Source organism: Caballeronia sp. M23-90 (genome assembly GCF_053574605.1).
The window spans coordinates 1-25,189 of the sequence record NZ_JBSIPA010000042.1; the positions used below are offsets into that span (position 1 = coordinate 1).

A 25,189-nucleotide genomic window follows, 5' to 3' on the forward strand; every position below is an offset into this window, starting at 1 on the left:
TCGCGCCCGTGCTTTCCTCGACGAAGCCGCGCCGCTCGCGAACGGTTCGCATGCCGATGCAACCGCGTATCGCGTGGAAGGCGGCAAGCTCGCCGTCACGCTGAAAGACGGATCGGCGGCATTGAAATCGCCGGAGCAGTTCATCGGCTTCCAGGGCGATGCAAACGCGCCGTCGGCCATCCTCCTCAAGCATCACGGCCTGCACTTCGAGATCCAGATCGACGCCGCGGATTCCATCGGCAAGACGGATTCCGCGCACGTGAAAGACGTGCTGATGGAAGCGGCTGTCTCGACGATCATCGACTGCGAAGACTCGGTCGCCGCCGTCGATGCCGCCGACAAAGTCCAGCTCTACCGCAACTGGACTGGCCTCATGAAGGGCGATCTGGCCGAAGACGTGACGAAGAACGGAAAGACGTTCACGCGCCGCCTGAACGCCGATCGCGAATACACCGCGCCCGATGGCTCGACGGTCAAGCTACATGGCCGCTCGCTGCTCTTCATTCGCAACGTCGGGCATCTGATGACGAACCCGGCCGTGGTCGATCGCGATGGACATGAGATTCCGGAAGGCATTCTCGATGCCGTGATGACATCGCTCGGCGCCGTGCACGACCTGAAAAACAAGCTTAATTCGCGCACGGGCTCGATTTACATCGTCAAGCCGAAGATGCACGGCCCGGCCGAAGTTGCTTTCTCCGATGAGCTGTTTGGCCGCGTCGAAGACCTGCTTGGTTTGCCGCGAAACACCATCAAGATGGGCATCATGGACGAGGAGCGCCGCACGAGCGTCAACCTGCAGGCGTGCATTGCGGCGGCATCGGCGCGGGTCGCGTTCATCAACACGGGTTTCCTCGATCGCACCGGCGACGAAATGCACACCGCCATGGAAGCCGGTCCCATGATGCGAAAAGGCGACATGAAATCGTCGGCCTGGATCACGGCTTACGAGCGCAATAACGTGCTCGCGGGGCTGAGTTCGGGACTGCGCGGGCGTGCGCAAATCGGCAAGGGCATGTGGGCGATGCCCGACCTGATGCATGCGATGCTCGAGCAGAAGATCGCTCATCCGAAGGCCGGCGCGAACACCGCATGGGTGCCCTCGCCAACGGCGGCTACGCTTCATGCGCTGCATTACCATCAGGTCGATGTTCAGGCCGTGCAGCAGGCGCTCGAGAAGACAGGATACGACAGCGCGCGTGACGCGTTGCTCGATGGCTTGCTGACCATTCCTGTCGTTGAAAAGGCCGAGTGGTCCGATGCAGAGATTCGCCAGGAGATCGAGAACAACGCCCAGGGGATTCTGGGTTACGTAGTGCGTTGGGTCGACCAGGGTGTGGGATGTTCGAAGGTGCCGGATATTCACGATATCGGCTTGATGGAGGATCGCGCGACGTTGCGCATCTCGAGCCAGCACATTGCGAACTGGCTGTATCACGGGGTCGTGTCGGAGGCGTTGGTGAACGAAACGTTCGAGCGCATGGCGAAAGTGGTCGATGCGCAGAACGACGGCGATCCGTACTACCAGCCGATGGCCGGACACTTCGAGACCTCGCTGGCGTTCAAGGCGGCAAAGGCACTGGTGTTTGAAGGGCGCGCCCAGCCGAGCGGGTACACGGAACCGTTGCTGCATAAGTTCCGGCTGGAAGTGAAGGGGTTGCGGGGGTAAAAATATTTACCTGACTACCCTGGTGGATATACAATTATGTAAAGTATATCCATCGAGGTAATCATGCAAGTATCGAAGTGGGGAAACAGCCTGGCAATCCGGTTGCCCGCCGCTGTTGTCGAGGCTCTTGAGCTTCATGAAGGCGACGATGTCGACGTTGTCGTTGCAGGCGCGCGCGAATTTCAGATCAAGAAGAAGCCGACCAGCCGCGAGTTGCTTGAACGACTACGACAGTATCGGGGGCGATTGCCTGCTGACTTCACTTTCAGCCGCGACGACGCCAATCGCAATGACTAAGGTTTTTCTGGACAGCAATGTCGCGCTCTACCTTCTTTCGAGTGATTCGGCCAAGGCAAATCGCGCCGAAGGCTTGATGGCAGAAGGCGGTGTTATCAGCGTTCAAGTGCTCAACGAAGTCGCGAACGTAACGCGGCGCAAGTTATGTATGTCGTGGGACGAGACGGGTGATGTGTTAGATGCAATCCGCGCCGTTTGCAGCACGGAACCGCTGACTGAGGAAACACATGACACCGGTCGACGTGTGTCCGAACGGTACGGACTATCTGTTTATGACTCGATGATCGTAGCGGCCGCACTTCTTGCCGAATGCAATGTGCTGTACTCCGAAGACATGCAGAACGGGTTGATGATCGATCAAAAGTTGCGGGTTGTTAATCCATTCACCAGCTGAAATGTATGCGTCACGCGCCGTGACAACGATCTCAGGTGTCTATGGTTTGATTGGCAATTTGCCGCAGCGAGATGGTTGCAACTTCATCCCACCACAAGGGGCTGGCGCGATCGCGCGAGTTTGCTATAATCCGCGACTTGCTGGAGAGATGGATGAGCGGTTTAAGTCGCACGCCTGGAAAGCGTGTTTAGGGTCAAACCTAACCGGGGTTCGAATCCCCGTCTCTCCGCCAGAGAATTCCCTAAACCCATGATTTCATGGGTTTTTTTATGGTCCTTCGGCTTTTACCCACATTACTACCCACGTTTAGAACATCGTTTTCTAAACGTAGAAGAGAGAGGATGTCGCGTGCCAGGGCCGCTTTTATACTCCACCAATCCCTTCCTAAAGCTTCTCATTCAGGAGAAGTACCGCAAGAATGTGCACTATGTTTGGTGCAGCGAGGCGTTCGACAGCACCAAGCACGGAACGTACACCAGCATAGCGTTGGTGCCCCCCAGTTCCGATCCCTGCGCCATATACAAGCAACTTAGGGATGAGGCAGGCAGAGGTGAGCGGCATAGTTCCAAAATTCCGCAGATGAAAGCCAGTCTGCAAGGGCTGGCGATCGCTTGGCGCGACGCGAACGAAATAACCGCCGAAGAGGCGGAAGAGATAATATATATGGCCGAGACTGCGGGCGCGATAGAGTGGCGCCCGTTGGTGTATGTAATTCCGCGCGCCGCCGTCCAGGCGCGGCTGATGAACGTTCCCATGGCAAAACGAGCCTCGCTAGGTCCGGAGTACATACTGTCCGACTTGTCGCGAGACGAATTCGACGTTATCGAGCTATGACTACACTTTCTTCCCTCAGAAAGCTGCCGCAGGCCGAACGTGGAAGCGTGCTTGCGCACATGGTGCAGCGCTTAGCCCCTACTCCATTCGAGAACAACGACGCGCCGCCGGTTGACAGCGCTGTTGCTAAGGTCGAACGCGAGCTCATGGCAATGCTCCGGGTGGAGTCATTAGACGCGCCTGAGGTTCGCACTAAGGCGCTTCGGCTGTTATCTGGCGCGATTCGTGAGATCACCGTTCCCAGTTCAAGCGTTAAGCGGGTACGCGACCGGGTTGGCGGTAAGGGCTCTCTGCCTCTGGAACTGTACGACGTGGAGTTTGCAGACAGCTTCATCAAGCTGAATGAGACACTCGGAATATCAAAGGCTGAAGTCCGGTCGGCGGTCCGGTCGGCAGATGGAGTAGAACACTACGCTCCCGAAACATCGGAAGCTACTCTATTTGAAGCCACGACATTATTCGTAAAGCATTACTTCACCAACGATCCATATACTCTGATTATTGTAGCTGGAAGGGTTGGGTCAAAGTTGCGTATTGACGGTGCCTGGAAAAGTTTCTATTCCGAAGTGCCGTCTGCTCCGCTTGAAAAGCCTGTGCATTTCCTTGAGGCATTCCTCAATGTGTTCGGTTTCTCGTTCACTATTGCGGGGAGGACTACCAAACTTATCGTTTATGAGCAATTCCCCACGGCTCCTGGCGATAAATCTGTCGTGCAGCATATTGAGAACGGAACAGCGCCGTTCGATACACGTTTCACCTATAGCCTTGGCCAGTATAGGGTGTCAATTGCGTTAGCTTTCGCAATTGATATTCTAAAATATGCGGGTAGCTTAAAAACCCACGGGATTCGCATTACTCGCGATATTCCAAAGGAAATGAAGGGTCCCCTAACGGTCTACAACGCGGGTTTTAAGCAAGTAGCGCCAGTAACGCACGCAGAATAATAGATTTGGCGATCTAATATGCCGCGTGCAGGCCAGGTGCAAAACCGCATCCAGATTGCGAACGGATGGCGCCTTGATGTCCACAAAGTCGGCAGGCCTTATCAACGTGGTGTGAATCAAAAATGCAAAGACCCCATCCAGGGAACTGGATGGGGCCGACGCACAAATGTGTCCGTGCGAAAGGTTGCCACCGATATTTCCGGCGTCGGTGGCCAGCGCGAATAAAACTATGCAGCGTTACTATCGTCCATCCATCATGCGGGCTTGTCTTTCCGCTCGCGCCAAGCGATCACTATCTCTTTTTTCGATGATGGCTCGCAGTGTCAGCGCCTTAGGATCGTGCCTGCGCGCCTCAATACGATCCCTGCGCCCATACCGTTTGACGATCATTGGTTTCATGGCGTTTAGATGGCATTGACCGTTTCCAGGCCGCGACGCATGAGACTAGTGGCAGCCTGGCTCATTGTGACGCGCAGGCCGGTGGACGATTCGATGCGGCGCTTATGTTCCTCGATGGCGGTCAGCAAGTCCGGCTCAGCGTTAAGAACAAGCCGCTCCTTTCGGGCGGACACCATCGTTTCAAGTGTGTTTGTTTGCACGGCTTCAACCCCATTCACTGACAAAATTTCGCTTCGGCTTCCCCGGCAGGCGCGCATTAGCAATGGCTGCCTTTCCACGCGCCACAAACAGCGCGATAACTCGCTGCACCTGTGATTCGTCCAGCCCAGGAAACGCCTTTTCAATGCGCCCGCTTAAATCATCGGCGATATAAAAATGACCCATGAGCGACGTGTTGACGAGAACCCGATAACCATTTTCTTCGTCGTAGCTTTTAACGTTGATCGTGGCTCCATCCACTACGGCTTCAACATGGGGCGGAAGCTTGACGGTAGGTTTCTTCTTCGCCTTCGAAACCAGTTCAACAGGCGCCAGCTTTTTGTCCTGGCATTGCTTGCATTGCCACGCATCGCCGACGGCTCGGCTTGTCAGGGTGTTGCAGTTCCCGCAGCGTCCAAGTATGTGAAGAGTCATTACTGCGCCCCCGTGAAAATATCGACACGGGCGCTGAAACTGGAAGTGCCAACAAGGGCACTAGACCAGTCTCGGCGGGCTTCACCTCGCAAAGCGGAAGCGCTGCGATTCATGGCGATAGTTTTACCGTCGCTTGCCGTTTCCGCTTCCATCGCAGCCGTTTGGCGCGTCTTTGCTATCTCAGCCATCAGTTGGTCGGACTTGCTCACGCTGCCACCGTCCAGAAGCGCGACGTATCCGGCAGAAGTGGCTGAAATGCAGCCCATGCTGTAACAGCCAGCGAACCGTTGATATTGGTGCGCGCAGCGATCACGTCCACATCACTGCGAATCATGATGGCCGAACGTGCGAACGTGCCTACGATGGTCGCGGCCATGTCCGGGGTCAGTTCGGCCTGGATTCCAGATGCACGCAACACGCCATTTTGGTCGATAGCGGCCCCATTAGCTGCTGTTCCGACCAGGCCGCGTAGCTCAGACATGCGGACACCAGCGGCAGCAGCGCCAGCCAGGGAAAAGGCGGCAGGCATTGCGGCTACGATTGCGGTCAGCAGAACTGCATCGGCAGTGCGAGCTAGACCCGCGATGATGGCGTGCATGATCGACGCTTCGATGGATGGGTAAGCCTTCAGCGTGTCTCGTGAGAATTCAAATCGAAGACCATAGACCCCGGTATTCGTTTGCGGGCCACTTAATCCGTCCATATGAATGCTTGCACGACTGATCGGCAACGGCGTCACGGTGACGTCCGCCCCGTCTGCCACCAGCGAGAAAGGCGCGGCTTCCACCGTGGTGAAGTATGACGGGATATTCTGCAAAACCACGTCGCCCAGCGTATCTGTCGGAATAGCAGTAGTCGGATCTTTAAAAACGATTACTTCGGCGCCCGCTTGCGCAACCAGTGACTGGCGAATGATCGATGCCTCGATCTTGCTGTGTTCGACGGCAGGCGTCGCCAGCGGCAGGCGGTAATGAAGGCCGTCCGCCGTCGTCAGCTTGTCAAGCTGCGTGCCCTTCAGATCAATCACGCCGCGAACAGCGGAACTGCGTGGAACCGTGCCCCGGTGATTGTCGTTCTGATCGTAAAAGTGAACATCGCCCTGCGCGTTGCGAGCGGCTTCCAAAAGCTCTTTGAGGTTCATGTGTGTTAGATATCTCTAAGTTGTACTTACTGGTTAAGGTGTACCCATTATTGCTTTTAGTGCACCTTCATTTCCACGTGGGGGTTTTACATGCCGCAGAAGGAGATCGCGGCGCCGATGGATGCTAAGAATTCTTCGTGTGTCAGCCCATTACGCTCGAAAATCCCAGCCCCTGCCGCCAGGTCGTCGGCGTCGAACGTCATATCAACGCCGATAAGCCAGCCAATGCCCATCACGACATGCGGTTTCGGGGGATTGGGAAGCTGGCTTGTGGCATTCAGGCCGCGACGCAGGGCAAGAAGCCAGAAGGCGTCATGCATGCCGAACGGCAGGCGGGGCAGCATGCCCTGCTCGGAGTAGCCTTCGATTTCACTGGCGTCGATGCCGAACATGCGAGCGAGCGTAGATACGGGCATGGCATAGGGTGGAATTTCGGGGGCAATGCTTTGGACGGCTGCGGCGTTCATAATGGCTGGCCTTTGGAAAGATTTATTTTTAGAGACACTACTTCTTACGATTAACTAAAACTATCGAAATCAAATACTTGATTGCCTATATATAGTCGTAGTACCTGATTTCAAAATTGACGCAGATATTAAAAACCGGGGTGCCATGATCCCCGCAGGCGGCCCGTCTCAGGAAGGACCCAAAAATTCTATGGCGCCCTGCTCCGGTGCATCATCTGCCATCCTGGCAGACTAAAGGCATGCCGTACTGGTGACCCTCAGGCTGGTGCCATGGCTGCCGAATCCCTCGGTAGGCTCAATGCCGTCTGCCCTTGCTGCCCATACCCTGCCTTCCCAGTTGCTTACGCCACTGGCGAATGCATCCGCAGCAACAATGCATCCGCATGCCATCCATGCCACTACGTCACCACGTGGTGCGAGTCGCAGCATCTGCATATGCCGCGTGCCCAATGCGTCGCGCTTTGCGAAATTCGCTGCAATTGATTCTTTTCTCATATCCCGTTTGTTGCCATTTAATGCTGTTAAGTGACAAATAAATTATGTATGAATAATTGGATGCCTGGTTGTTTCCAAAGGGAAACACTTCGGCATACGAACTAAATAAGTCTCTGATTGAAAAGGGTTTTCAAGATCAAAATAATCGCGTGTTAATCGATAATTTTTCGTATGTTGATGCTAGGTTGCAACAGCGCATACAGGGGAAGGGGAATTTAACGCTGCGGCTTGATCGCTGTTCCCTGGATGCGCATCTCAAACACTCAAATGCCCGGTTACGTGGTTACGCCCACGTTTTCTACCCGTAACCGCCCAATCCCTTGCCAGATAAGGCTTTAAGCACGAAGTTACGACGGTTACGTCGAAAACGTCGTTTCTATAACTCTCTCTATAATTCCTATTTCCATATCTTTTATAGAATAGGTCGTAACTGGTAGTAACTCGTAACAGCCCTTATGCAGCAACGATCTTGAAGTTACGACCAGTTCCGGACGTTCGTAACTAACAACGTAACCAGACAACGATCAGGGAGGCACGGCGTTTTTGTAGCTCCCCGGCAAACGCTTAATAGGGCGCTTCGGGCACGGCTGAATTTCGAGCCCAAACGCGGACGCACTTGCCGCCGCGCTTTACCACCTTGACCGAATATCCGACTGCGCTTAAAGCTTTGGCCGCTCGCATTTGTTCGGCGCGGGTCTGTTTCGATAGCTCAAGCCCGATTGCTTGATCGAGCACATCTGACAGGTTGACTTCGCTAAGCATGGCGCAATGCTCTGCAATAGCCGTCTCCCAGGCATCATCTTCACGCCGCATTTCGGCCTGCTCGCGATGCGCTTCTATCGGCATGTCCCACCACGTAGCGCCTTCCTTGAATTGCTCCGCTCCTTCAGCGAAAAGCTGTTCGCGGTTTTCTTCGAGCCAGTCCAGATCAATCCGAACGACTCGCATTGGCCAGAATCTCCGTGCACCTGTGGCGTCGCGCAAGTAGTGGCTTTCGTTGGTCGTGCCTGCGAACACAGTGCGGCGCGGTGCGTCGATGGCATGCCGACCATATGGCGGTCTAAAGCGGTCACTCTGCGAACTGAGCACTTGCTTGATGCGGGTTACGTCTGACCGCTTGAACGCGTCCAGTTCTGCGATTTCGACCAACCAGCGGCCCTGAATCGAAACCATAAAGTCTTTATTGTCCAAAGACTCCGTCAGTTCCGAATAGAAGTCACCGCCAAGCATTTTCAGTAACGTGGACTTGCGCGCTCCCTGCTCGCCCTCGAATACGGGCATGGTGTCCACTTTGCATCCAGGGCGAAGACCGCGCGCCACCATCGATAGAATGAAATTGCGACCCAAGGCAGTGTGATATTCGTCCCGTGGCGCGCCCGTCGCGTGTGATAGCCAATTGTCCAGGCGTGGCTGTTCGTCCCAGCGCAAGTCCGTCAGCCAGTCTTTCAAAGAGTCGCGTTGATTCCTGGTCATCAAAACCTGAACCGCCTGTTCAACTAACTCAGGAGTGAATTTGACCAGCCCCATGTCGCCTTGGAGAACGTCTGCGATTGCCAACCGGTCCACGTCTGCCCAGGCACGCGGATGATCGCAATCCCAATTCGTGAACATTTTCTGGTGAAAAGTGTCGAGCCAAAAACTATCTTTGAAACGATAGTGCCTTTCCAGAACTTCGCGGACATTCGCCACATTCCCAAGCGGCTCATTACGCGCGCCCGCTTGCAGGTTAATGCCCATTTCCGCCAGGCGAGCGCCAGCCAGGGAAGGATCGACACTGTTCGTTCCAGGTTTATGTCGGGATGCCAAGTCGATTGCCATTGCCACGGCGGCTTCCCTGCTGCGCTTCTCTACCGCATCGATGTTGTTATCGGCCATCTTGTCCCGCCAGGTGTGCTGCATTAGCAACGGCACGCGCAATTTCTGCGTCCGGCACTGGCTCATGCCTGATCGATGGAATCTTGTTCAGCAAGCAGAGGTCCGATGTGATGTATCCGACGCGCTCGGGGGTCACGCCGTACCGCTTGAAATAGAAGCAAGCAGCTTTGAACGCTGCTGCCAGTCGCGTTTCCCTGTCTCTAGCCTGCAACACATTGAAACCATTTCGTACTGCTGACGGGTTTGCGTTAAGATATGCCATGTATTTGTCTTCGGGGGCGCTCATTTATTGGGAGCCCCTTTTTTATTGTCCACGCGATGCACGAACGCGTTCATCGATCCAGGCTTGCACTTCACTAGCTATCCAGCCAGCCGCACGCGGGCCAAGTTTGATTTGCTTCGGGAACGTACCCAAACGGGCATTCAGGTAAATGGTCGGTACAGCCATGCCTGTCATTTCGCTAACCGACTGGATGCGAAGAATACGGGCGGGTGTTTGTGTGGTTTGCATCTAACGTCCTATCTATAAGAGTCGATAGCTGCAATTTAAGGCCGATAACTTCCAAATTCCACGTGGGGGTTTTCGAAAAGATAAAGACCCGATGAACGGGCCTTTGCGGGTTGCTACGCGGAATGCTTGGCGCAGTAGGACGCCCAGGCATCCATCATTTTGCCTCGCTTGGCCAGCAAGTCGCCCCGCTGATAGGCTGCCTCCACTTCGCTGCGCACGGCGTGCGCCAGGGCTTTCTCTGCCAGTTCCCTAGGGAAGTTGGTAGTTTCCGCCGCCCAGGTGCGAAACGTCGAACGGAACCCATGCACGGTCAAATCCGCGCGCTCCATGCGCTTCAATACAGCCAGGAGGGACATATTCGAGAGCCCGTTGTCTTTCTTCAATCCTGGGAACACAAAATCATCCTGCCGAACCTTTTCCATCGCTTTCAGAATCGCAACGGCACGCCCGCTTAGCGGCACCCGGTGTTCCTTTTTCATTTTCATCCGTTCGGCTGGGACCGTCCACAACTTTGCTTCTAGGTCGATCTCCGCCCACTGTGCGCCGATAATTTCGTTTGTCCGCGCGGCAGTGTAGACGCAAAATTCGAGTGCCTTCGCGGCCACTCCATCCATTGCCCGAAGGGACTCAATGAAGCCTGCGATTTCCGCGTAAGGAATCGACGCGTGATGTTCGTCTCCTTGAACAGCGCTTGGTTTCGCCAACAGGGTATCCAGGTGGCCTTTCCAGCGCGCCGGGTTTTCACTTGATCGAAGGCCGCGCGTCGCTGCCCAAGCCAACACCTTTTCGATGCGACCACGGACGCGAGATGCCGTTTCGTTTTTCGTCGTCCAGATGGGTTCCAGGATTTGCCGAACATCGGTTGTGTCCACCAGTGCAACGTCCTTCGCGCCGATTACAGGCGCCGCGTATGTTGTCAGCGTATTCGTCCACTGCTCCGCATGTTTGGCGTTCTTCCATCCAGGGGTTTGGGCTTCAATGTATGCAGTCGCGCACTGCGTGAAAGTCATTTTTGCGGCTATCCTTGCCCGCTCTTTTTGCTTCATTGCCATTGGGTCGCCACCACCGCCTATGAGGCGGCGCATCCCTTCGGCTTTTTCGCGCGCCGCTTCCAAAGTGACGTTCAGATAGGAGCCAAGTCCGACCTCTCGTTGCTTCCGCTTCCCGGTTTCTGTCAGGACGCCTGCAGGGGAATAACGAAAAATCCAAGACTTGGACGCACTCGGGCTGATTTGCAGATAGAGACCACCACCGTCGCTGTAATAGCCTGGGGCCTTTTCCTGTCTTACCTTTACTGCGGAAAGTTTTTTTATCGGTCTTGCCATATGTCCGCCCAGATCATCTACCCACTCACGTACCCACACTCTGATTCGACATGATAGCATTCTTCCTTATCGGTAGTTATAGACAAAACCCTTTACCATAAAGGCTTTCCGAGATTTTATTATTTGCGGTTATCCCCAGCTATTGATCAACTGGGCGGACCGTCTCTCCGCCAGAATACGTTTCGCATCGTTGAGCAGCGCCAAACCCGCATCGAGCCTCGTGCCGACGCGGGTTTTTTACGTTCCCCCGCCCTCACGGATGCCGGATGTAATCGACCAGCGCCCGCGTATAGGCATCCGGCTTCCGGTCGCACAGACTCACGACCACCGCCACCAGAAACCCCGCCGGCACCCCGAACACCCCCGAACTGATCGACTCGATCCCAAACCACCTCGCGCCCGCAAACCCCATGATCTGCGTGAAATACGGATAAGTCGAAACGATGTAATAAACGCAAACGCCCAACCCGGCCAGCATCCCGCAAACCGCACCGAGCTTCGTCGTCCGCTTCCAGAACACACCGAGCACCAGCACCGGAAACAGGCTTGACGCCGCCAGCGAAAACGCCGCGCCGACCAGAAACAAGATCTTCCCCGTATTGAGCGACGCCACATAAGAAGCGAACAACGCAACTCCCAGCAACAATATCTTCGATATCGTCACCCTTCTCTGGCTGCTCGCGTTCTTGTCGACCATGCAGTAGTAGACGTCGTGCGAAAGCGCATTCGCGATCGTCAGCAACAAACCATCGGCGGTGGAAAGCGCCGCGGCCAGCGCACCCGCCGCAATCAACCCAGACATCACATACGGCAAACCCGCAATCTCCGGCGCAGCAAGCACGACCATATCGGGCTGCATCTGAATGCCCGCCCAGCGCACGATGCCATCGCCGTTCACGTCGCTGATACGAATCAGATACGGCTCGACCTTGCGCCACTGCATGACCCACGTCGGCAGATCGGCGAACTTGTGCCCGACAATGCCAGTCAGCATTTCGTACTTGATCAGCACGGCGAGCACGGGCACGGTGACATAAAACAGCGCAACAAAAAACAGCGTCCAGCCGACCGAACGCCGCGCCGATGCAACCGATGTCGTCGTGTTATAGCGCGTCAGGATGTGCGGCAAACTCGCCGTTCCCAGCGACAAGCACAGCAATAACGACAGGAAATTGCGCCTGTGCAACCGGGCGTTTTCATCGTCGGATGGAGGGAAGGCCTGGGCCATCGGAACTGGCGGCGCGGCGCGTTCCAGCATGGCATCGCGCTCGCGTGTCCATTGGATCGCAGCGTCAGCAGCGTCCTTCGGAAAGGACGCCAGCTCGCGCTCACGTTCGCCGATATCGCGCAAAGGACCGTTGTGCCGGCGCAGGTCGGCGATTTCATCGGTAAGCCGCGCCTGTTCCGTTTGAAACGATGCAGGCAACTGATCGATCTGCGCCTGGATCTGCTGCGCCTGGCGCCGGTAAGCATCGCGAACGTTCGCCTCCTCGGGCGAACCTGCGACCTGACGTTCAAGCGATTCCACGCGCTCGAGCAAGTGCCCATAAGAAAGTTGCGGCAGCCATCCAAGCCCTTCGCGATGCGCGATCATCGAGACGGGAATCAACATGGCGCTGATCAGGATGATGTACTGCGCGACCTGGGTCCATGTGACAGCGCGCATGCCGCCAAGAAACGAGCACACGAGAATGCCGGCAAGTCCACAAAAGATCCCGATCGCAAAGTCGATACCGATGAACCGCGATGCAATCAACCCGATGCCCTGGATCTGCGCAACGAGATAAACGAACGAACACAGGATGGCTGCAAACGCCGCAATGCCGCGCACGAGGTTGCTTGAAAAGCGTGTGCCGAGAAAATCGGGGATGGTATAGCGCGCGAGTTTGCGGACGTACGGCGCGAGCAGGAACGCAACGAGGCAATACCCTCCGGTCCAGCCCATCATGTAGGCAAGGCCGTCGTAACCGGTTGCGTAGATGGACCCGGCCAGTCCAATGAACGACGCCGCCGACAACCAGTCCGCCGCCGTCGCCATGCCGTTGAACGCGGACGGTACGCGCCGCCCGGCCACGTAATATTCCACGAGGTCGGACGTGCGCGACAACAAGCCGATCACGGCATACACGGCGATCGGCACGAACAGGAACACGTAGCCAATCCACATGCCCGGCCCGGTCACGCGTTCGATGCGTGTCATCACATAGATGAACGCAAGGAAGCCGAGCGTATAAAGCGCGTAGGCGCGGATCAGGCGATGGTTGAGCTTCATCGAAGGGTCATGGCCGCAAGCGTGCGCTGAAGGCGTGCATCGGCGAGTTGCATCAGCACGATATACACGACGATCAACGCCACATACACAAGAATCGCGCCTTGCGCGCCGAAGTAGAACGGCAGCGGAAAACCGGCGAAGCGCACGTTGGCGAGGCGCGTCGCAAAGAGCGGAATGCCGAAGGAGACTACGAACCCAATAACCATCAGCACCGATATCAGCGCGACGTTTGTGCGCCAGTACAACTGATGCGCGCGCGCCATCTCCGCCGTCACGGGCGGCGGCTCTGCAGGGTTCGGAGATGGTGGGACGCAAGCCATGTGCTTATCTACCAAATGCGTCGGGTAGCGGCAATCGGGATCGACATTGTTCGGGAGCGAAAAAGATCGCGATAGGGTGGTCGCAATGAACGCGTCACCCACGCCACCCTGCATGCGGGGCGGTTGGATCCGTTGAGGTCGCTGCGCTTCGTGAGTGTATCCCGCATATTGGCCGAGCTTGCAGCGTTCCAGGACACGGGGTCTGGCGGGACCCGGTGTTTGATCAAGTTTATAAACACCCGGCATCCGCGACCATTGCCGTCCGAAGTCCAGTGCCGACACTCAGTGCACAGAAAATCCGGTTGCAGCTCCTGCCTTTTTAGGAAATGTCCGCTGTTCAGCCGCGGTTATCACGACGCAGAATCGCACCTTCGCCGAAAGACACAGCACACGACCCTTTTCCGTACCGATCCTGGGCGAACGAACCTTCCGTCGACTTTCATCGGCAGCAGGGTCCTACGTACGCCCTCTCCTGAGGCAGCAGCAATGACGTACATTACCAAAGCGCCGTCGAAAGCCATCATCTCGCCGATCGACGCGACGGCGAACAGCAGCAGACCCACGATCGAAGGCACCGCCGACGCCGGTACGACGATCAGTCTCTACGACGGCGTGCGCCTTCTCGGGACAACAGTGGTTACGGAAAATGGTACTTGGGTGTTCACGTCCCCAATCGACCTGAAGCCTGGGCGCCATCTGTTCACGGCTATCTCAACAAACGACGAGCAGCTAAACGGCTGCTCATCCGATCAGATGCTCGTCGTCCTTCCCGCCTCCCCTCCGCCCGTTCTGGTGGCACCGCCTTCAATCGAGTCGATGACGGACTTCGGCGCCGACCGGAAACCCGTAGACGGAAATTTGCCGTCGGGGAGCACTATCGCATACTCACTGATCAGGCTTTACGGCTCGGGTGTCGAAGGCGACATCGTCAAACTTTATGAAGGCACAAACCTGGTCGGCTCGACCCGTGTAAAAACCGGCGGCATGTGGACACTCGATATTTCTACACTGACCGACGATACTCACCACCTCTCGGCGACCCAGACAAACGCCGATGGCGTGGAAAGCGCACGCTCGAACGTCTGGGACGTGACCATAGACACCAAACCGCACCTGCCCGAGGCGCCAACCGTCCTGGTGCTAGGCGAATATGACGCAGTCCACGTCAACATCGGGGCCGTGGCAACCGGCGAGACGACTGCCTACCACCGCTTACAGCTCGAGGGCTTCAGCGCGCCCGGAGCGCTGATCAAGATGTACGACGGCGAAACCTTGCTCGCCTCGACCGTTGCAAAACCAGACGGTACCTGGTTTTTCTATTCGGAAGACTGGCAAAACGGGCAACATGACTTGAGCGTCACTCAGACCGCTTCGGATAGCGTGGAAAGCGCCCGTTCCGGGAAAGTGACGTTCACGGTCGCGTCTAATGGGCCGGAGGCACCCTCGGTGGACTATATCGGGACGGGGACCGCCGACCACGGTGTTGCAGATGGAGTCGTAGCATCGGGCGGTGTATCTGCATATCCGTATCTCTTCATCAAGGGGCGAGGCGAGCCAAACGCGCAAGTGACCATATACGATGGTTCGACTGTAATCGGAAAGGCTATTGCAAATAGTGTGGGTCACTGGCGTTTGTGGGCTCCGGTGCTGGCCGACGGCCAGCATGATATAAGCGCGACCATCACCGGCACTGCTGGCCAAATGAGCCCTCACTCGAACGACTACGTCGTTAATATCGACACGTCCAATTACGCTGCGCCTATTATCCTCAGCATGCGGGACAGCACTCGAACCATTCTGTCGGGAGAAGCAACGCATGACACACACGTTGTCGTCTATGGCACAGGGAAAATCGGCGACCTGATAACGCTGTACGAAGGAAACACCGCATACGGCAGCGCCACTGTCGACAGTACCCGTCACTGGTCCATCCAGTCGCCCGCCAATCTGACAAACGGCAGCCACGACTTGGTGGCGAAGTCGGCAATGGCCGCGGGAACCCCTGATGACCACTCTTCTTTCTTTTCGTTCGTTGTGAATACGGGTTCGCTCGCTGCGCCTGAGATAACCGGTATCACTTCTTACGATGCGGCCGGCCGCAGCATGGGCGGTCTCCACCAGACGGGCGACAGCATCGCATGCATGGGGTTCAAGGTCGCGGGGTCAGGCGAGATGGGCAGCATCATCACAATGTCGGACGGTGCTCAGGTCATTGGCTCGACAAAAGTCACGGAGAGTGGCACCTGGGGCCTGTCGGTCTCGCCTGTAATTGCAGGCTTCCACGACCTTAGCGTAGTGCAAGTGAATAGCATGCTCGAAGTGAGCCCCAGATCCGAGCATTGGACTTTCACCATCAGCACCGCTTATACCGCGACGCTTGGCTTTGATGAGCCGGTTGACCCGGTGTTGCTGGCAGGCACAGGGGAAACAGCGAACGTGGACGTCACATCTCCTCCCGTCAGCGCAGAGCCCGCCGTACCTCACACGCCGATCATCAGCGGCAAGACACGTGCAGTCGCGCCGATCGCCGAGAACCAGCAGAGCGACACGTCCGCCGACGCCGTTCACGTAGAACCGCCGGTAACCGTTGGAGAACACGAAACTGCTGGACTTACGGCGAGCGGCCACGCGGTGGTGTTATCAGGTGATCCGGCAACGTATTTCAACGCAAGCACGGCGCATATCCAGGGCAGCGCTTCCGGCGCCGACACACTGAACCTCGCGGGTGACCATCAACTTATCGACCTGACATCACTTACCGGGAAAACAGCAGCAGCCAAGATCTCCGGCATTGAAGTCATCGATCTGGGCGGCCAGCACAATACGCTTAAGCTTTCACTGGTCGACGTCTTGAACCTGGGGGAACACGATATGTTCAGGAACGACGGCAAGCAACAAATGCTGGTACGGGGCATGGAAGGCGATAGCGTGGATCTGTCGAACGCCCACGTTGCAGGGATAGCTGACGGCGAGTGGCAACTGCATGAGACCGCGCAAGTCGGCGGCATCACATACGGCGTGTACGAGCACTCGAGCGCACCTACCGAACTGCTGGTTCAGCAGGGCGTGCAGGTAACGCTGCACGCCTGAATTGTGGCAGCCGGAGGCCGCAGCTTCTCAACAGTTTGGCGGGACAAGCGGCAAGCTGTCAGAAAGCGCTTTAGGTAGGCCGCGCCATGTGAAAGCCGACTCGACCAGCAATTGCCCGCGTGAAACGCGCCTAACCGGCACATTTCGCGCGGCCAATGCGCACCCAATCCCGATGCATGGCGTGACCGGTTAACGCGCTTCGCCGAGTTGATCGAGGATCGCGGGATTTTCCAGCGTCGAGACATCCTGCGTGATTTCCTCGCCTTTCGCCAGGGACCGCAGCAGGCGCCGCATGATCTTGCCCGAACGCGTCTTCGGAAGGTTTTCGCCGAACCGGATGTCCTTCGGTTTTGCGATCGGACCAATTTCCTTCGCCACCCACGCGCGCAGTTCATTGGCGATTTGCTTCGCTTCATCGCCTTCCGGACGCGAGCGTTTCAACACGACAAACGCGCAGACGGCTTCGCCGGTTGTATCGTCGGGACGACCCACGACGGCCGCTTCCGCCACGATCGGATTCGATACCAGCGCCGACTCGATCTCCATGGTCCCAAGCCGATGCCCAGACACGTTCAACACGTCATCGATACGGCCCATGATGGTGAAGTAGCCGGTGTCCTTGTCGCGCACGGCGCCATCGCCTGCGAGATACAACGCGCCGCCGAGTTCTTCGGGGAAGTAGCTCTTCTTGAAGCGTTCCGGATCGCCCCAGACCGTGCGCAATGCCGACGGCCAGGGCCGCTTGATCACCAGAATCCCGCCCTGCCCGTTCGGCACGTCCTGACCGGTTTCATCGACGACAGCGGCCATGATGCCCGGCAACGGCAGCGTGCACGAACCCGGCACGAGCGGCGTCGCGCCCGGCAACGGCGTGATCATGTGGCCGCCGGTTTCGGTCTGCCACCAGGTATCGACGACAGGACATTTCCCGCCGCCCACGTTTTCGTGATACCACATCCACGCTTCCGGATTGATCGGCTCGCCGACGGTGCCGAGAATGCGCAGCGTCGACAGATCGAAGCTTTTCGGATGGATCTTGGAGTCGGCTTCCGCGGCCTTGATCAGCGAACGGATGGCGGTCGGCGCGGTGTAGAAGATCGTGACCTTGTGCTTCGCGATCATGTCCCAGAAGCGCCCGGCATGCGGATACGTGGGCACGCCTTCGAACACGACCTGGGTCGCACCGATCGCCGTCGGTCCGTAGGCAATGTAGCTATGCCCGGTGATCCAGCCAATATCCGCCGTACACCAGAAGATGTCGTCGGGCTTGGCGTCGAAGGTCCACTTCATGGTTTGCGCAGCCCACAGCAGGAAACCGCCGGTGCTGTGCTGCACGCCCTTCGGTTTGCCCGTGGAACCGGACGTGTACAAGATGAACAGCGGATGTTCGGCGCTGACCCATTCCGGTTCACACTTGTCGGACTCATTCTCGACGAGTTCGTGCATCCACACGTCGCGGCCTTCGTGCCATTGCGTCTTGCCGCCGGTGCGCTTGTACACGATCACGCTCTTGACCGCATCGCAGCCGCCGGCGGCGATGGCTTCGTCGGCGATGCTCTTCAGTGGCAGCGCCTTGCCGCCGCGCATCTGTTCGTCGGCGGTGATGAGCGCAACGGCGCCCACGTCAACGAGCCGTTCGTTGAGCGACTTCGATGAAAACCCGCCGAACACCACCGAATGCGTCGCACCGATACGCGCGCAGGCCTGCATCGCGACAACGCCTTCAGTGGACATCGGCATGTAGATCACCACGCGGTCGCCCTTCTTCACGCCGCGCTTTTTCAGCGCGTTGGCAAAGCGGCTCACGCGCTGCAGCAGGTCCTGATACGTAACGTTCGTGACAGTGCCGTCATCGGCTTCGAAAATGATCGCGCGCTTCTCGCCGTTGCCCGCTTCCACATGCCGGTCGATGCAGTTGTACGACGCATTGATCTCGCCATCCTCGAACCACTTGTAGAACGGCGGATTGGATTCATCGAGAACCGTTGTGAACGGCTTGTGCCAACTGAGCGTTTCGCGCGCGAGACGCGCCCAGAAACCTTCGTAATCGCGTTCGGCCTCGGACGTCAAAGCCTTGTATGCGTCCATGCCGGAAATCGCGGCGCCTTCGGACGCTTTGGCCGATGGCGGGAAAATACGGCGTTCCTGGAGTACGGATTCAATCGCGGACATCGACAACCTCTTCTTTGATGGTGATTCTGGAATCTGCGGCTTCCGAGCATGGCTCAGAAGCCGCTATGTTTTTGCAGGCGCGAGCGGCAGACGCGGTGCGAAGCGTGATGCCATGTCTCCAATCCCATGCAACATGGTCGCGGCCTGTTCGTCAGGTTCTTCGGTTCGGTCACTTACGATGCAGCGCAGCATGCGCGCATTCAGGTTCAATCTTTACCTTGCGAATGCTTCACCGGCGAAGATAAGCTCCGCGGCTTACCCGCTACTTACGCACTGCAATCAAAGGCCACGGGGTATACACGTACTTGCCGGCGCTTTTACAATGCGCCCTTGCCGCGCGCCAATACAATGATGCCCTTTGCAAGCGAGCGCTGCCAGAGCCAAGGCAATAAGCATGTTAACTGAACTCGTCGTCCGGATTCCAGCTTGAATCGTTACGCGCTCTATCTCATCGCGGCCATGCTGCTGGTCGGCAGCAATGTCGGCGTCGGCAAGTCGATCGTCGCTTTCATCCCCGTCCCGCTGTTCGCGCTGCTGCGCTTCGTGATCGCGATGGCAGTGCTCTGGCCGCTGCTGCGTCCGTCGAAAATGCGAAAGGTTCAGCGCGGCGAATGGGCGAACCTGTTCCTGCAAGCATTGTTCGGCACCTTCATGTTCACGCTCCTGATGCTCAATGGCGTGCAGCGTACGAGCGCCGTCGCGGCGGGCGTGATCACGAGCACCATTCCGGCGGTCGTCGCGGTGTTCTCCTGGTTGTTTCTCAAGGAACGTCCGAACGGGCGCGCGCTGATTTCCATCGCGCTCGCAATCGCCGGCGTGGTCGTGATCAACGTCGCACAAAGCATGGGCGGCGCGGGGGGCGCACATGAAGCGGGTCGCGCACATTCGGACGGCTCGCTCATCGGCAACCTGATGGTGCTCGGCGCGGTCTGCTGCGAATCGTTCTACGTGATCCTCTCGCGGCGCCTGACACAGACGCTTCCGGCCATCGATATCTGCGCCTACACGCATTTCTTTGGTTTCCTGCTGATGCTGCCGCTGGGCTTTTCGGCGCTGCTCAGCTTCGACTACGCGAGCGTCACCCTGAGCGTCTGGACCCTCGTGCTGTGGTACGGGTTGTCGGCGAGCATCTTTTCGTTCTGGCTGTGGATGAAAGGCATCCGTCACGTCGATGGCAGTCTGGCCGGCGTCTTCTCCGGACTTCTGCCGATCGCAGCGGCGCTTTACGGCATCGTGTTCCTGGGCGAACGTCCGACGGCCGCGCACGGTATCGCGCTCGCCTGCGTGGTCGCGGGGATCGTGCTTGCGAGCCTGAAAACGAAGACCACGCCGCCGATGACTTCCTGACGCTTTCCGCCTAGGGTTGACCTGCAGGCCGGTCACTTCATCGCGCTACAATGTCGGACTTTTCTGGTTTTTAGCGCTGGTTCTGACCACGAGCCCGCTGTTCGCGCGTCCAACGCCTCCGACCGGACCCCATTACTGCTCCGATCATTTCATTCACCGACCCGGCACCGCTCATGTCCGCATCCCCGAACATCCCCGGCACCCCTTTACCCCGGCGTCCGATGAAGCCGCTTCCCGTCGTCATTTTCATGAGCCGCTGGCTCCAGGTCCCGTTGTACCTCGGCCTGATCGTGGCGCAAGCGGTCTACGTGGTGCTGTTCCTGAAGGAAGTCTGGCACCTCGTCACCCACATGACGACGCTCGACGAAACCAACATCATGCTGGTCGTGCTCGGCCTGATCGATGTAGTGATGATCTCGAACCTGCTGATCATGGTGATTGTCGGCGGTTATGAGACGTTCGTCTCACGGCTCGGCGTGGAAGGTCATCCCGATCAGCCCGAGTGGCTCGATCATGTGAATGCCGGCGTGCTGAAAGTCAAACTGTCGATGGCGTTGATCAGCATTTCGTCAATCCACTTGCTGAAGACGTTCATCAATCCGGACCAGTACTCGGAACACGCGGTGATGTGGCAAGTGCTGATCCACATCGCGTTCCTCGCATCCGCGCTGATCATGGCGTGGGTCGACCGCCTGACCACGCACACGCATCCTGAGCACTTTCATGAAGTGCCTGCAAAGGCACACGAATAAGTCGAAGCAGCATCGGTCGAGGGCCAATCGAAGCGCCGCTGAAAGCACCAAAACGTCACGATGAAGTTTCCAAAAAAAGTCCCAATCTAGCCCGTCCCCACAACGTTCAAGCCATGACCATCATCAAGCAGGAAGACCTGATCCAGAGCATTGCGGATTCGCTGCAGCACATCAGCTTTTACCATCCGCTCGACTACATCCAGGCGCTCGGCCGCGCGTACGAACTCGAGGAGAGTCCGGCCGCGAAGGACGCCATCGCGCAGATCCTGACGAACAGCCGCATGTGCGCCGAAGGCCATCGTCCGATTTGCCAGGACACGGGCATCGTCACGGTGTTCGTGAAGGTCGGCATGGACGTGCAGTGGGCGAGTGAGTCAGGGTCGGCCACCATGGGCGTCACCGACATGATCAACGAAGGGGTGCGCCGCGGTTACCTGAACCCGGACAACGTGCTGCGCGCGTCGATCGTGAGCCCGCCCGAAGGCGCGCGCAAGAACACGAAAGACAACACGCCGGCCGTGATCCATTACGAGATCGTTCCCGGCGACAAGGTCGACGTCCAGATCGCGGCCAAAGGCGGCGGCTCGGAAAACAAGACGAAGTTCGCCATGCTGAACCCGTCGGATTCCATCGTGGACTGGGTGCTGAAGACCGTGCCGCTGATGGGCGCCGGCTGGTGCCCTCCCGGCATGCTGGGAATCGGCATCGGCGGCACGGCCGAGAAGGCGATGGTCATGGCGAAGGAATCGCTGATGGACGCCATCGATATCCAGGACGTCATCGCACGCGGCCCGAAGGACTGGATCGAAGAACTGCGCGTCGAGTTGCATGAGAAAGTGAATGCGCTGGGTATCGGCGCCCAGGGTCTCGGCGGCCTCGCCACCGTGCTCGACGTGAAGATCATGGCTGCGCCAACGCACGCTGCATCGAAACCCATCGCGATCATTCCGAACTGCGCCGCGACGCGTCACGCACATTTCACGCTCGATGGTTCGGGCGTCGCGAAGCTCGAAACGCCGTCACTGGATGCATGGCCGAAAGTCGAATGGGTCGCGAACACGGAGACGAGCCAGCGCGTGGACCTGAACACGCTGACGAAGGAACAAGTCGCCGCATGGAAGCCGGGCCAGACGCTGCTGCTCTCGGGCAAGATGCTGACCGGCCGCGATGCCGCGCACAAACGCATTGCGGACATGCTCGCCAAGGGCGAAAAGTTGCCGGTCGACTTCACGAACCGCGTGATCTATTACGTCGGTCCGGTCGATCCGGTGCGTGAAGAAGTCGTCGGCCCGGCGGGTCCGACCACCGCTACACGCATGGACAAGTTCACCGACATGATGTTGTCGCAGACCGGATTGATCTCGATGATCGGCAAGGCCGAGCGCGGCCCGACGGCCATCGAGGCGATCAAGAAACACAAGGCCGCGTACATGATGGCCGTGGGCGGCGCGGCGTATCTGGTGTCGAAGGCGATTCGCGGCGCGAAGGTCATCGCGTTCGAAGACCTCGGCATGGAAGCCATTTATGAGTTCGATGTACAGGACATGCCGGTGACGGTCGCCGTCGATTCAACCGGTACGTCCGTGCATCAGACGGGACCCAAAGAATGGCAGGCAAAAATAGGTAAAATTCCGGTCGCAACGGCGTAGAGGGTTTAAACTCCTACCCCAGTAATCGGAAGCGATAAGAGCCGGGCCTCGTGCCCGGCTCTTGCATTTTGAGGACGCTGTGAAGAGAACTGTTGTCATTCTCATTCACTTGGCGCATGAACGCAAAACCCGGCGAATAACGGGAAAAACACCATTTTTCATATTGGCTTTTTAAACTCGAGCGGTTATGTTTAAAAGGCTATAACGCCCCACGAGGAAACACGATGAAAGGCGACGTAAAAGCGATCGAATACCTGAACCTGCAGTTGAAGAACGAACTGACGGCGATCAACCAGTACTTCCTCCACGCCCGCATGTACAAGCACTGGGGCCTGGAGAAGCTCGGCAAGCATGAGTACGACGAATCTATCGGCGAGATGAAGCATGCCGACTGGCTGATCCAGCGCATTTTCATGCTCGATGGCCTGCCGAACCTGCAAGACCTGCACAAGCTGTTGATCGGCGAAGAGACGCTCGAAATCCTGCAGTGCGATTTGAAGCTGGAACAGATTTCGCAAAGCACGTGCAAGGAAGCCATTGCGTATTGCGAGTCGGTTCGCGATTTCATCTCGCGCGAAATCTTCGTCAAGATCCTCGATGACACCGAAGAACATATCGACTGGCTGGAAACGCAGATCGATCTGGTAGCCAAGGTTGGCATCCAGAACTATCAGCAGACCATGATGGGCGAAAACGAGTAAAACAGCCGCTGCAATGCCTCTCGACGCAATTCGTTCTTCTTTAGAATCGATCGATGCCAGCGCGTCAGGATTGAGCTCGCTCGGCGAAAATGCACCGGTCGGCATTTTCGATTCGGGCCTCGGCGGTTTGTCCGTGTTGCGCGCCGTGCGCGCAGCGCTGCCGGACGAACAGTTGATCTACGTCGCCGATTCGCTTTACGCCCCGTACGGTGAACGCGATGATGACTTCATAGCCGATCGGACGCTGGCTATAGGCGAATGGCTGATTGCGCAGGGTGCGAAGGCGCTCGTCGTCGCATGCAATACGGCGACGGCGCAGTCCATCGCCCAGGCGCGCGAACGGCTGCCCATCCCCATGATCGGCGTAGAACCGGGCATCAAGCCCGCCGCGCTGATGTCACAGACGCGCGTGGCCGGTGTATTGGCAACCGCCGTCACCTTGCGCAGCGCACGCTTCCAGGCGCTGGCCGAGCGTCACTCAACCGATTGCCGTTTCATCCTTCAGCCGGGCCATGGGCTCGTTCAGGCAGTGGAACGGTGCGATATCGACTCGCCTGAGTTGATCGAGCTGCTGAGAAGCTACATCCAGCCCATGCTCGATGCCAACGCCGACACGCTCGTGCTCGGCTGCACGCACTACCCTTTCCTGGATCAGGCCATCCGCTCTATCGCGGGCGACCGCCTTGCGTTGATCGACACGAGCGTTGCGATCGCGCGGCAACTCGAACGGCAGCTGGATCTGCACGGCATGCGCGCGGCGCCCTCGCGCGATTCTCATGCGCCACGCTTTTGCTCGACCAACGACGGCCGGATGCAGCAGAAACTGGTGGCGTCGCTGCTGGGTCTCGATATCGATGTCGAGCAGGTCGTCATTGCGTCCCGCCGCTCCCGAGCGCTGGAATCCGGCAGGGCCTGAGCGCTCGCAAGTGCGACGCGACGACGCTGCCGGCAGCAGAATTCGCAGAAATTGACCTTATCCAGCTCGATAAAACCCTCCCGGGCATGCGGTTTCACCGCGCTATCGGCAAGCACAAGCCCCGTCCATCAAGGCTCTCCGACCCGTCCCTTATACGTCTCGTCCGAGCGTCCAAAAAAACCAACGCACCCTATTGCCAACCCTCGCATAAGGAATGATAATAATTCGCATTAACGTTAGCTATCGCGGTTGACCATGATCGTCTGTGTATGCAAATCAGTTTCTGACAGAAAGATTCGCGCTTCCATCGCCGACGGCGCTTCCACCTTCGACGAACTGCAATTCGAACTGGGCGTTGCCATGTGTTGCGGTAAGTGTGAAGAAAGCGTGCGTGATGTGATGCTGGAAAGCGGATGCGCGTCGCATTGCGGAGCTCGTGGCGACCAGCATCAGGCCGTGCCGCTGACGTTCTACGAACGCAAAGCCGCATAGGGGCGCCGCAAGCCCTCGTACTAGCGGTCTTCAGACGAAGCGTCACGAAACACGGCCCCCGGCCGTGAAGCGTGGATCATGTGCAATACCGGGAATCTCCGTTTTCCGCTCGCAAGCCAGGTCACATCAAGCCAGCACGCCAACCCCCATTCAAGGAGGGAACGATGGAACTGCTGATCGGTTTTGTGGCCACGCTGTTTATTTCTCTGCTCATCTTCCGAAAATGAAGTCCTCCAGTTCTACATGCTGCATGGGCTTTCGCTGTTCGTACGGCTTCGCGGCCGTGCAACCACGCTGATATGCCGTCTTCCTCCCTCACGCCGGGCAGCGCCTTCGGCTCCGCAACCACGGACAACTCGTCGATCAACCCACGCGTCATCGCAGCGGGCGTTGCTGTCGTCGGAATTCACATCGGCCTGCTCGCGATCGCGCTGACCATGCGCAACGAGCCGCCGCCGCGCCCCGTCGAATCGAAGACGATTACCGCCGAACTA

The 25,189-nt window shown here is 57.7% G+C and carries 24 protein-coding genes, 1 tRNA gene and 1 pseudogene; 14 read left to right on the forward strand and 12 right to left on the reverse strand.

The genetic code is table 11. The features are described from left to right. The 6 genes from ACRXB1_RS06915 to ACRXB1_RS06940 all read left to right on the forward strand — a co-directional run. Window positions 1–1,669: malate synthase G (locus ACRXB1_RS06915; RefSeq protein ID WP_449491558.1), on the forward strand; the 1,669-nt coding region annotated here is incomplete at its 5' end. A 63-nt stretch (window positions 1,670–1,732) separates the two neighbouring features. Then, entirely contained in the window at window positions 1,733–1,966 is a 234-nt protein-coding gene (locus tag ACRXB1_RS06920) for an AbrB/MazE/SpoVT family DNA-binding domain-containing protein (protein WP_062170127.1), read from the forward strand. Further along, window positions 1,959–2,360, forward strand: coding sequence for a PIN domain-containing protein (locus ACRXB1_RS06925; protein ID WP_062170129.1), 402 nt, complete (start codon window positions 1,959–1,961; stop codon window positions 2,358–2,360). The genes ACRXB1_RS06920 and ACRXB1_RS06925 overlap by 8 nt, the downstream gene beginning before the upstream one ends. A 142-nt stretch (window positions 2,361–2,502) precedes the next feature. Further along, window positions 2,503–2,592 (forward strand) — tRNA-Ser (locus ACRXB1_RS06930). Window positions 2,593–2,708: 116 nt separating this feature from the next. Then, the gene (locus ACRXB1_RS06935) at window positions 2,709–3,194 is read left to right on the forward strand and encodes a hypothetical protein (RefSeq protein ID WP_449491559.1); all 486 of its coding nucleotides are present in this window, start codon (window positions 2,709–2,711) and stop codon (window positions 3,192–3,194) included. Further along, on the forward strand, window positions 3,191–4,138 hold the full coding sequence (locus ACRXB1_RS06940; protein WP_449491560.1) for a hypothetical protein: 948 nt from the start codon (window positions 3,191–3,193) through the stop codon (window positions 4,136–4,138). The genes ACRXB1_RS06935 and ACRXB1_RS06940 overlap by 4 nt, the downstream gene beginning before the upstream one ends. A 404-nt stretch (window positions 4,139–4,542) precedes the next feature. On the opposite strand, the gene ACRXB1_RS06945 is transcribed toward ACRXB1_RS06940, so the two are convergent. The 11 genes from ACRXB1_RS06945 to ACRXB1_RS06995 all read right to left on the reverse strand — a co-directional run bounded on the left by ACRXB1_RS06945 (window position 4,543) and on the right by ACRXB1_RS06995 (window position 13,576). Beyond that, the gene (locus ACRXB1_RS06945) at window positions 4,543–4,755 is read right to left on the reverse strand and encodes a hypothetical protein (RefSeq protein WP_449491561.1); all 213 of its coding nucleotides are present in this window, start codon (window positions 4,753–4,755) and stop codon (window positions 4,543–4,545) included. Then, window positions 4,742–5,170, reverse strand: coding sequence for a helix-turn-helix domain-containing protein (locus ACRXB1_RS06950; protein WP_449491562.1), 429 nt, complete (start codon window positions 5,168–5,170; stop codon window positions 4,742–4,744). The genes ACRXB1_RS06945 and ACRXB1_RS06950 overlap by 14 nt, the downstream gene beginning before the upstream one ends. Beyond that, window positions 5,170–5,379 carry a hypothetical protein gene (locus ACRXB1_RS06955; protein ID WP_449491563.1) on the reverse strand — a complete coding sequence of 70 codons (210 nt, stop codon included), beginning with the start codon at window positions 5,377–5,379 and terminating at the stop codon, window positions 5,170–5,172. The genes ACRXB1_RS06950 and ACRXB1_RS06955 overlap by 1 nt, the downstream gene beginning before the upstream one ends. Next, on the reverse strand, window positions 5,376–6,311 hold the full coding sequence (locus tag ACRXB1_RS06960; protein ID WP_449491564.1) for a hypothetical protein: 936 nt from the start codon (window positions 6,309–6,311) through the stop codon (window positions 5,376–5,378). The genes ACRXB1_RS06955 and ACRXB1_RS06960 overlap by 4 nt, the downstream gene beginning before the upstream one ends. Before the next feature lie 86 nt (window positions 6,312–6,397). After that, window positions 6,398–6,778 (reverse strand): hypothetical protein, encoded by a 381-nt coding sequence (locus ACRXB1_RS06965; RefSeq protein ID WP_449491565.1) that lies wholly within the window; start codon window positions 6,776–6,778, stop codon window positions 6,398–6,400. Window positions 6,779–7,837: 1,059 nt separating this feature from the next. After that, on the reverse strand, window positions 7,838–9,148 hold the full coding sequence (locus tag ACRXB1_RS06970) for a VapE domain-containing protein (RefSeq protein WP_449491566.1): 1,311 nt from the start codon (window positions 9,146–9,148) through the stop codon (window positions 7,838–7,840). After that, the gene (locus tag ACRXB1_RS06975) at window positions 9,138–9,434 is read right to left on the reverse strand and encodes a hypothetical protein (RefSeq protein WP_449491567.1); all 297 of its coding nucleotides are present in this window, start codon (window positions 9,432–9,434) and stop codon (window positions 9,138–9,140) included. The genes ACRXB1_RS06970 and ACRXB1_RS06975 overlap by 11 nt, the downstream gene beginning before the upstream one ends. Window positions 9,435–9,452: 18 nt before the next feature. Then, window positions 9,453–9,659, reverse strand: coding sequence for a helix-turn-helix transcriptional regulator (locus ACRXB1_RS06980; protein WP_449491568.1), 207 nt, complete (start codon window positions 9,657–9,659; stop codon window positions 9,453–9,455). A 113-nt stretch (window positions 9,660–9,772) separates the two neighbouring features. Next, window positions 9,773–10,984: a tyrosine-type recombinase/integrase gene (locus tag ACRXB1_RS06985; RefSeq protein ID WP_449491569.1), complete on the reverse strand. Its 1,212-nt coding sequence runs from the start codon at window positions 10,982–10,984 to the stop codon at window positions 9,773–9,775. Window positions 10,985–11,237: 253 nt separating this feature from the next. After that, the gene (locus tag ACRXB1_RS06990; RefSeq protein ID WP_449491570.1) at window positions 11,238–13,256 is read right to left on the reverse strand and encodes a sodium:solute symporter family protein; all 2,019 of its coding nucleotides are present in this window, start codon (window positions 13,254–13,256) and stop codon (window positions 11,238–11,240) included. Continuing rightward, window positions 13,253–13,576, reverse strand: coding sequence for a DUF4212 domain-containing protein (locus ACRXB1_RS06995; RefSeq protein ID WP_061999779.1), 324 nt, complete (start codon window positions 13,574–13,576; stop codon window positions 13,253–13,255). Before ACRXB1_RS06995 ends, ACRXB1_RS06990 begins: the two co-directional genes overlap by 4 nt. 486 nt (window positions 13,577–14,062) lie before the next feature. Between ACRXB1_RS06995 and ACRXB1_RS07000 the strand changes: the two genes are divergently transcribed. Further along, window positions 14,063–16,666: an Ig-like domain-containing protein gene (locus ACRXB1_RS07000; RefSeq protein ID WP_449491571.1), complete on the forward strand. Its 2,604-nt coding sequence runs from the start codon at window positions 14,063–14,065 to the stop codon at window positions 16,664–16,666. Between the two features lie 189 nt (window positions 16,667–16,855). Here the strand turns inward: ACRXB1_RS07000 and acs are convergent, their stop codons facing one another. Beyond that, on the reverse strand, window positions 16,856–18,838 hold the full coding sequence (acs, locus tag ACRXB1_RS07005) for an acetate--CoA ligase (protein WP_449491572.1): 1,983 nt from the start codon (window positions 18,836–18,838) through the stop codon (window positions 16,856–16,858). Window positions 18,839–19,264: 426 nt separating this feature from the next. Here acs and ACRXB1_RS07010 point away from each other — a divergent pair, with 426 nt between their 5' ends. The 7 genes and pseudogenes from ACRXB1_RS07010 to ACRXB1_RS07040 all read left to right on the forward strand — a co-directional run. Further along, on the forward strand, window positions 19,265–20,185 hold the full coding sequence (locus ACRXB1_RS07010) for a DMT family transporter (protein ID WP_449491573.1): 921 nt from the start codon (window positions 19,265–19,267) through the stop codon (window positions 20,183–20,185). A gap of 173 nt (window positions 20,186–20,358) precedes the next feature. Further along, window positions 20,359–20,937, forward strand: coding sequence for a TIGR00645 family protein (locus ACRXB1_RS07015; protein ID WP_449491574.1), 579 nt, complete (start codon window positions 20,359–20,361; stop codon window positions 20,935–20,937). A 113-nt stretch (window positions 20,938–21,050) separates the two neighbouring features. Continuing rightward, window positions 21,051–22,586, forward strand: a complete 1,536-nt coding sequence (locus ACRXB1_RS07020) for a fumarate hydratase (protein ID WP_449491575.1) — start codon at window positions 21,051–21,053, stop codon at window positions 22,584–22,586. A 224-nt stretch (window positions 22,587–22,810) separates the two neighbouring features. Then, window positions 22,811–23,287 carry a bacterioferritin gene (bfr, locus tag ACRXB1_RS07025; protein WP_061999783.1) on the forward strand — a complete coding sequence of 159 codons (477 nt, stop codon included), beginning with the start codon at window positions 22,811–22,813 and terminating at the stop codon, window positions 23,285–23,287. Window positions 23,288–23,300: 13 nt separating this feature from the next. Continuing rightward, a complete protein-coding gene (gene murI, locus ACRXB1_RS07030; protein WP_449491576.1) occupies window positions 23,301–24,203 on the forward strand; it encodes a glutamate racemase in 903 nt (300 codons plus the stop codon). Window positions 24,204–24,458: 255 nt separating this feature from the next. Next, window positions 24,459–24,695 (forward strand): (2Fe-2S)-binding protein, encoded by a 237-nt coding sequence (locus ACRXB1_RS07035; RefSeq protein ID WP_449491577.1) that lies wholly within the window; start codon window positions 24,459–24,461, stop codon window positions 24,693–24,695. Between the two features lie 299 nt (window positions 24,696–24,994). Then, a pseudogene (locus ACRXB1_RS07040) lies at window positions 24,995–25,189 on the forward strand (energy transducer TonB); the annotation flags it as partial.

Excerpts from the sequence above, each read along its gene's own strand:
- ACRXB1_RS07000 (WP_449491571.1), top strand. The coding sequence starts at position 14,063 with ATGACGTACATTACCAAAGCGCCGTCGAAAGCCATCATCTCGCCGATC.
- ACRXB1_RS07035 (WP_449491577.1), top strand. The coding sequence starts at position 24,459 with ATGATCGTCTGTGTATGCAAATCAGTTTCTGACAGAAAGATTCGCGCT.
- ACRXB1_RS06980 (WP_449491568.1), bottom strand. The coding sequence starts at position 9,659 with ATGCAAACCACACAAACACCCGCCCGTATTCTTCGCATCCAGTCGGTT.
- ACRXB1_RS06965 (WP_449491565.1), bottom strand. The coding sequence starts at position 6,778 with ATGAACGCCGCAGCCGTCCAAAGCATTGCCCCCGAAATTCCACCCTAT.
- ACRXB1_RS06985 (WP_449491569.1), bottom strand. The coding sequence starts at position 10,984 with ATGGCAAGACCGATAAAAAAACTTTCCGCAGTAAAGGTAAGACAGGAA.
- ACRXB1_RS06960 (WP_449491564.1), bottom strand. The coding sequence starts at position 6,311 with ATGAACCTCAAAGAGCTTTTGGAAGCCGCTCGCAACGCGCAGGGCGAT.
- ACRXB1_RS06925 (WP_062170129.1), top strand. The coding sequence starts at position 1,959 with ATGACTAAGGTTTTTCTGGACAGCAATGTCGCGCTCTACCTTCTTTCG.
- ACRXB1_RS06995 (WP_061999779.1), bottom strand. The coding sequence starts at position 13,576 with ATGGCTTGCGTCCCACCATCTCCGAACCCTGCAGAGCCGCCGCCCGTG.
- ACRXB1_RS06950 (WP_449491562.1), bottom strand. The coding sequence starts at position 5,170 with ATGACTCTTCACATACTTGGACGCTGCGGGAACTGCAACACCCTGACA.
- ACRXB1_RS06920 (WP_062170127.1), top strand. The coding sequence starts at position 1,733 with ATGCAAGTATCGAAGTGGGGAAACAGCCTGGCAATCCGGTTGCCCGCC.
- bfr (WP_061999783.1), top strand. The coding sequence starts at position 22,811 with ATGAAAGGCGACGTAAAAGCGATCGAATACCTGAACCTGCAGTTGAAG.
- ACRXB1_RS06940 (WP_449491560.1), top strand. The coding sequence starts at position 3,191 with ATGACTACACTTTCTTCCCTCAGAAAGCTGCCGCAGGCCGAACGTGGA.
- murI (WP_449491576.1), top strand. The coding sequence starts at position 23,301 with ATGCCTCTCGACGCAATTCGTTCTTCTTTAGAATCGATCGATGCCAGC.
- ACRXB1_RS06990 (WP_449491570.1), bottom strand. The coding sequence starts at position 13,256 with ATGAAGCTCAACCATCGCCTGATCCGCGCCTACGCGCTTTATACGCTC.
- ACRXB1_RS07015 (WP_449491574.1), top strand. The coding sequence starts at position 20,359 with ATGTCCGCATCCCCGAACATCCCCGGCACCCCTTTACCCCGGCGTCCG.
- acs (WP_449491572.1), bottom strand. The coding sequence starts at position 18,838 with ATGTCCGCGATTGAATCCGTACTCCAGGAACGCCGTATTTTCCCGCCA.
- ACRXB1_RS06970 (WP_449491566.1), bottom strand. The coding sequence starts at position 9,148 with ATGGCCGATAACAACATCGATGCGGTAGAGAAGCGCAGCAGGGAAGCC.
- ACRXB1_RS06975 (WP_449491567.1), bottom strand. The coding sequence starts at position 9,434 with ATGAGCGCCCCCGAAGACAAATACATGGCATATCTTAACGCAAACCCG.
- ACRXB1_RS07020 (WP_449491575.1), top strand. The coding sequence starts at position 21,051 with ATGACCATCATCAAGCAGGAAGACCTGATCCAGAGCATTGCGGATTCG.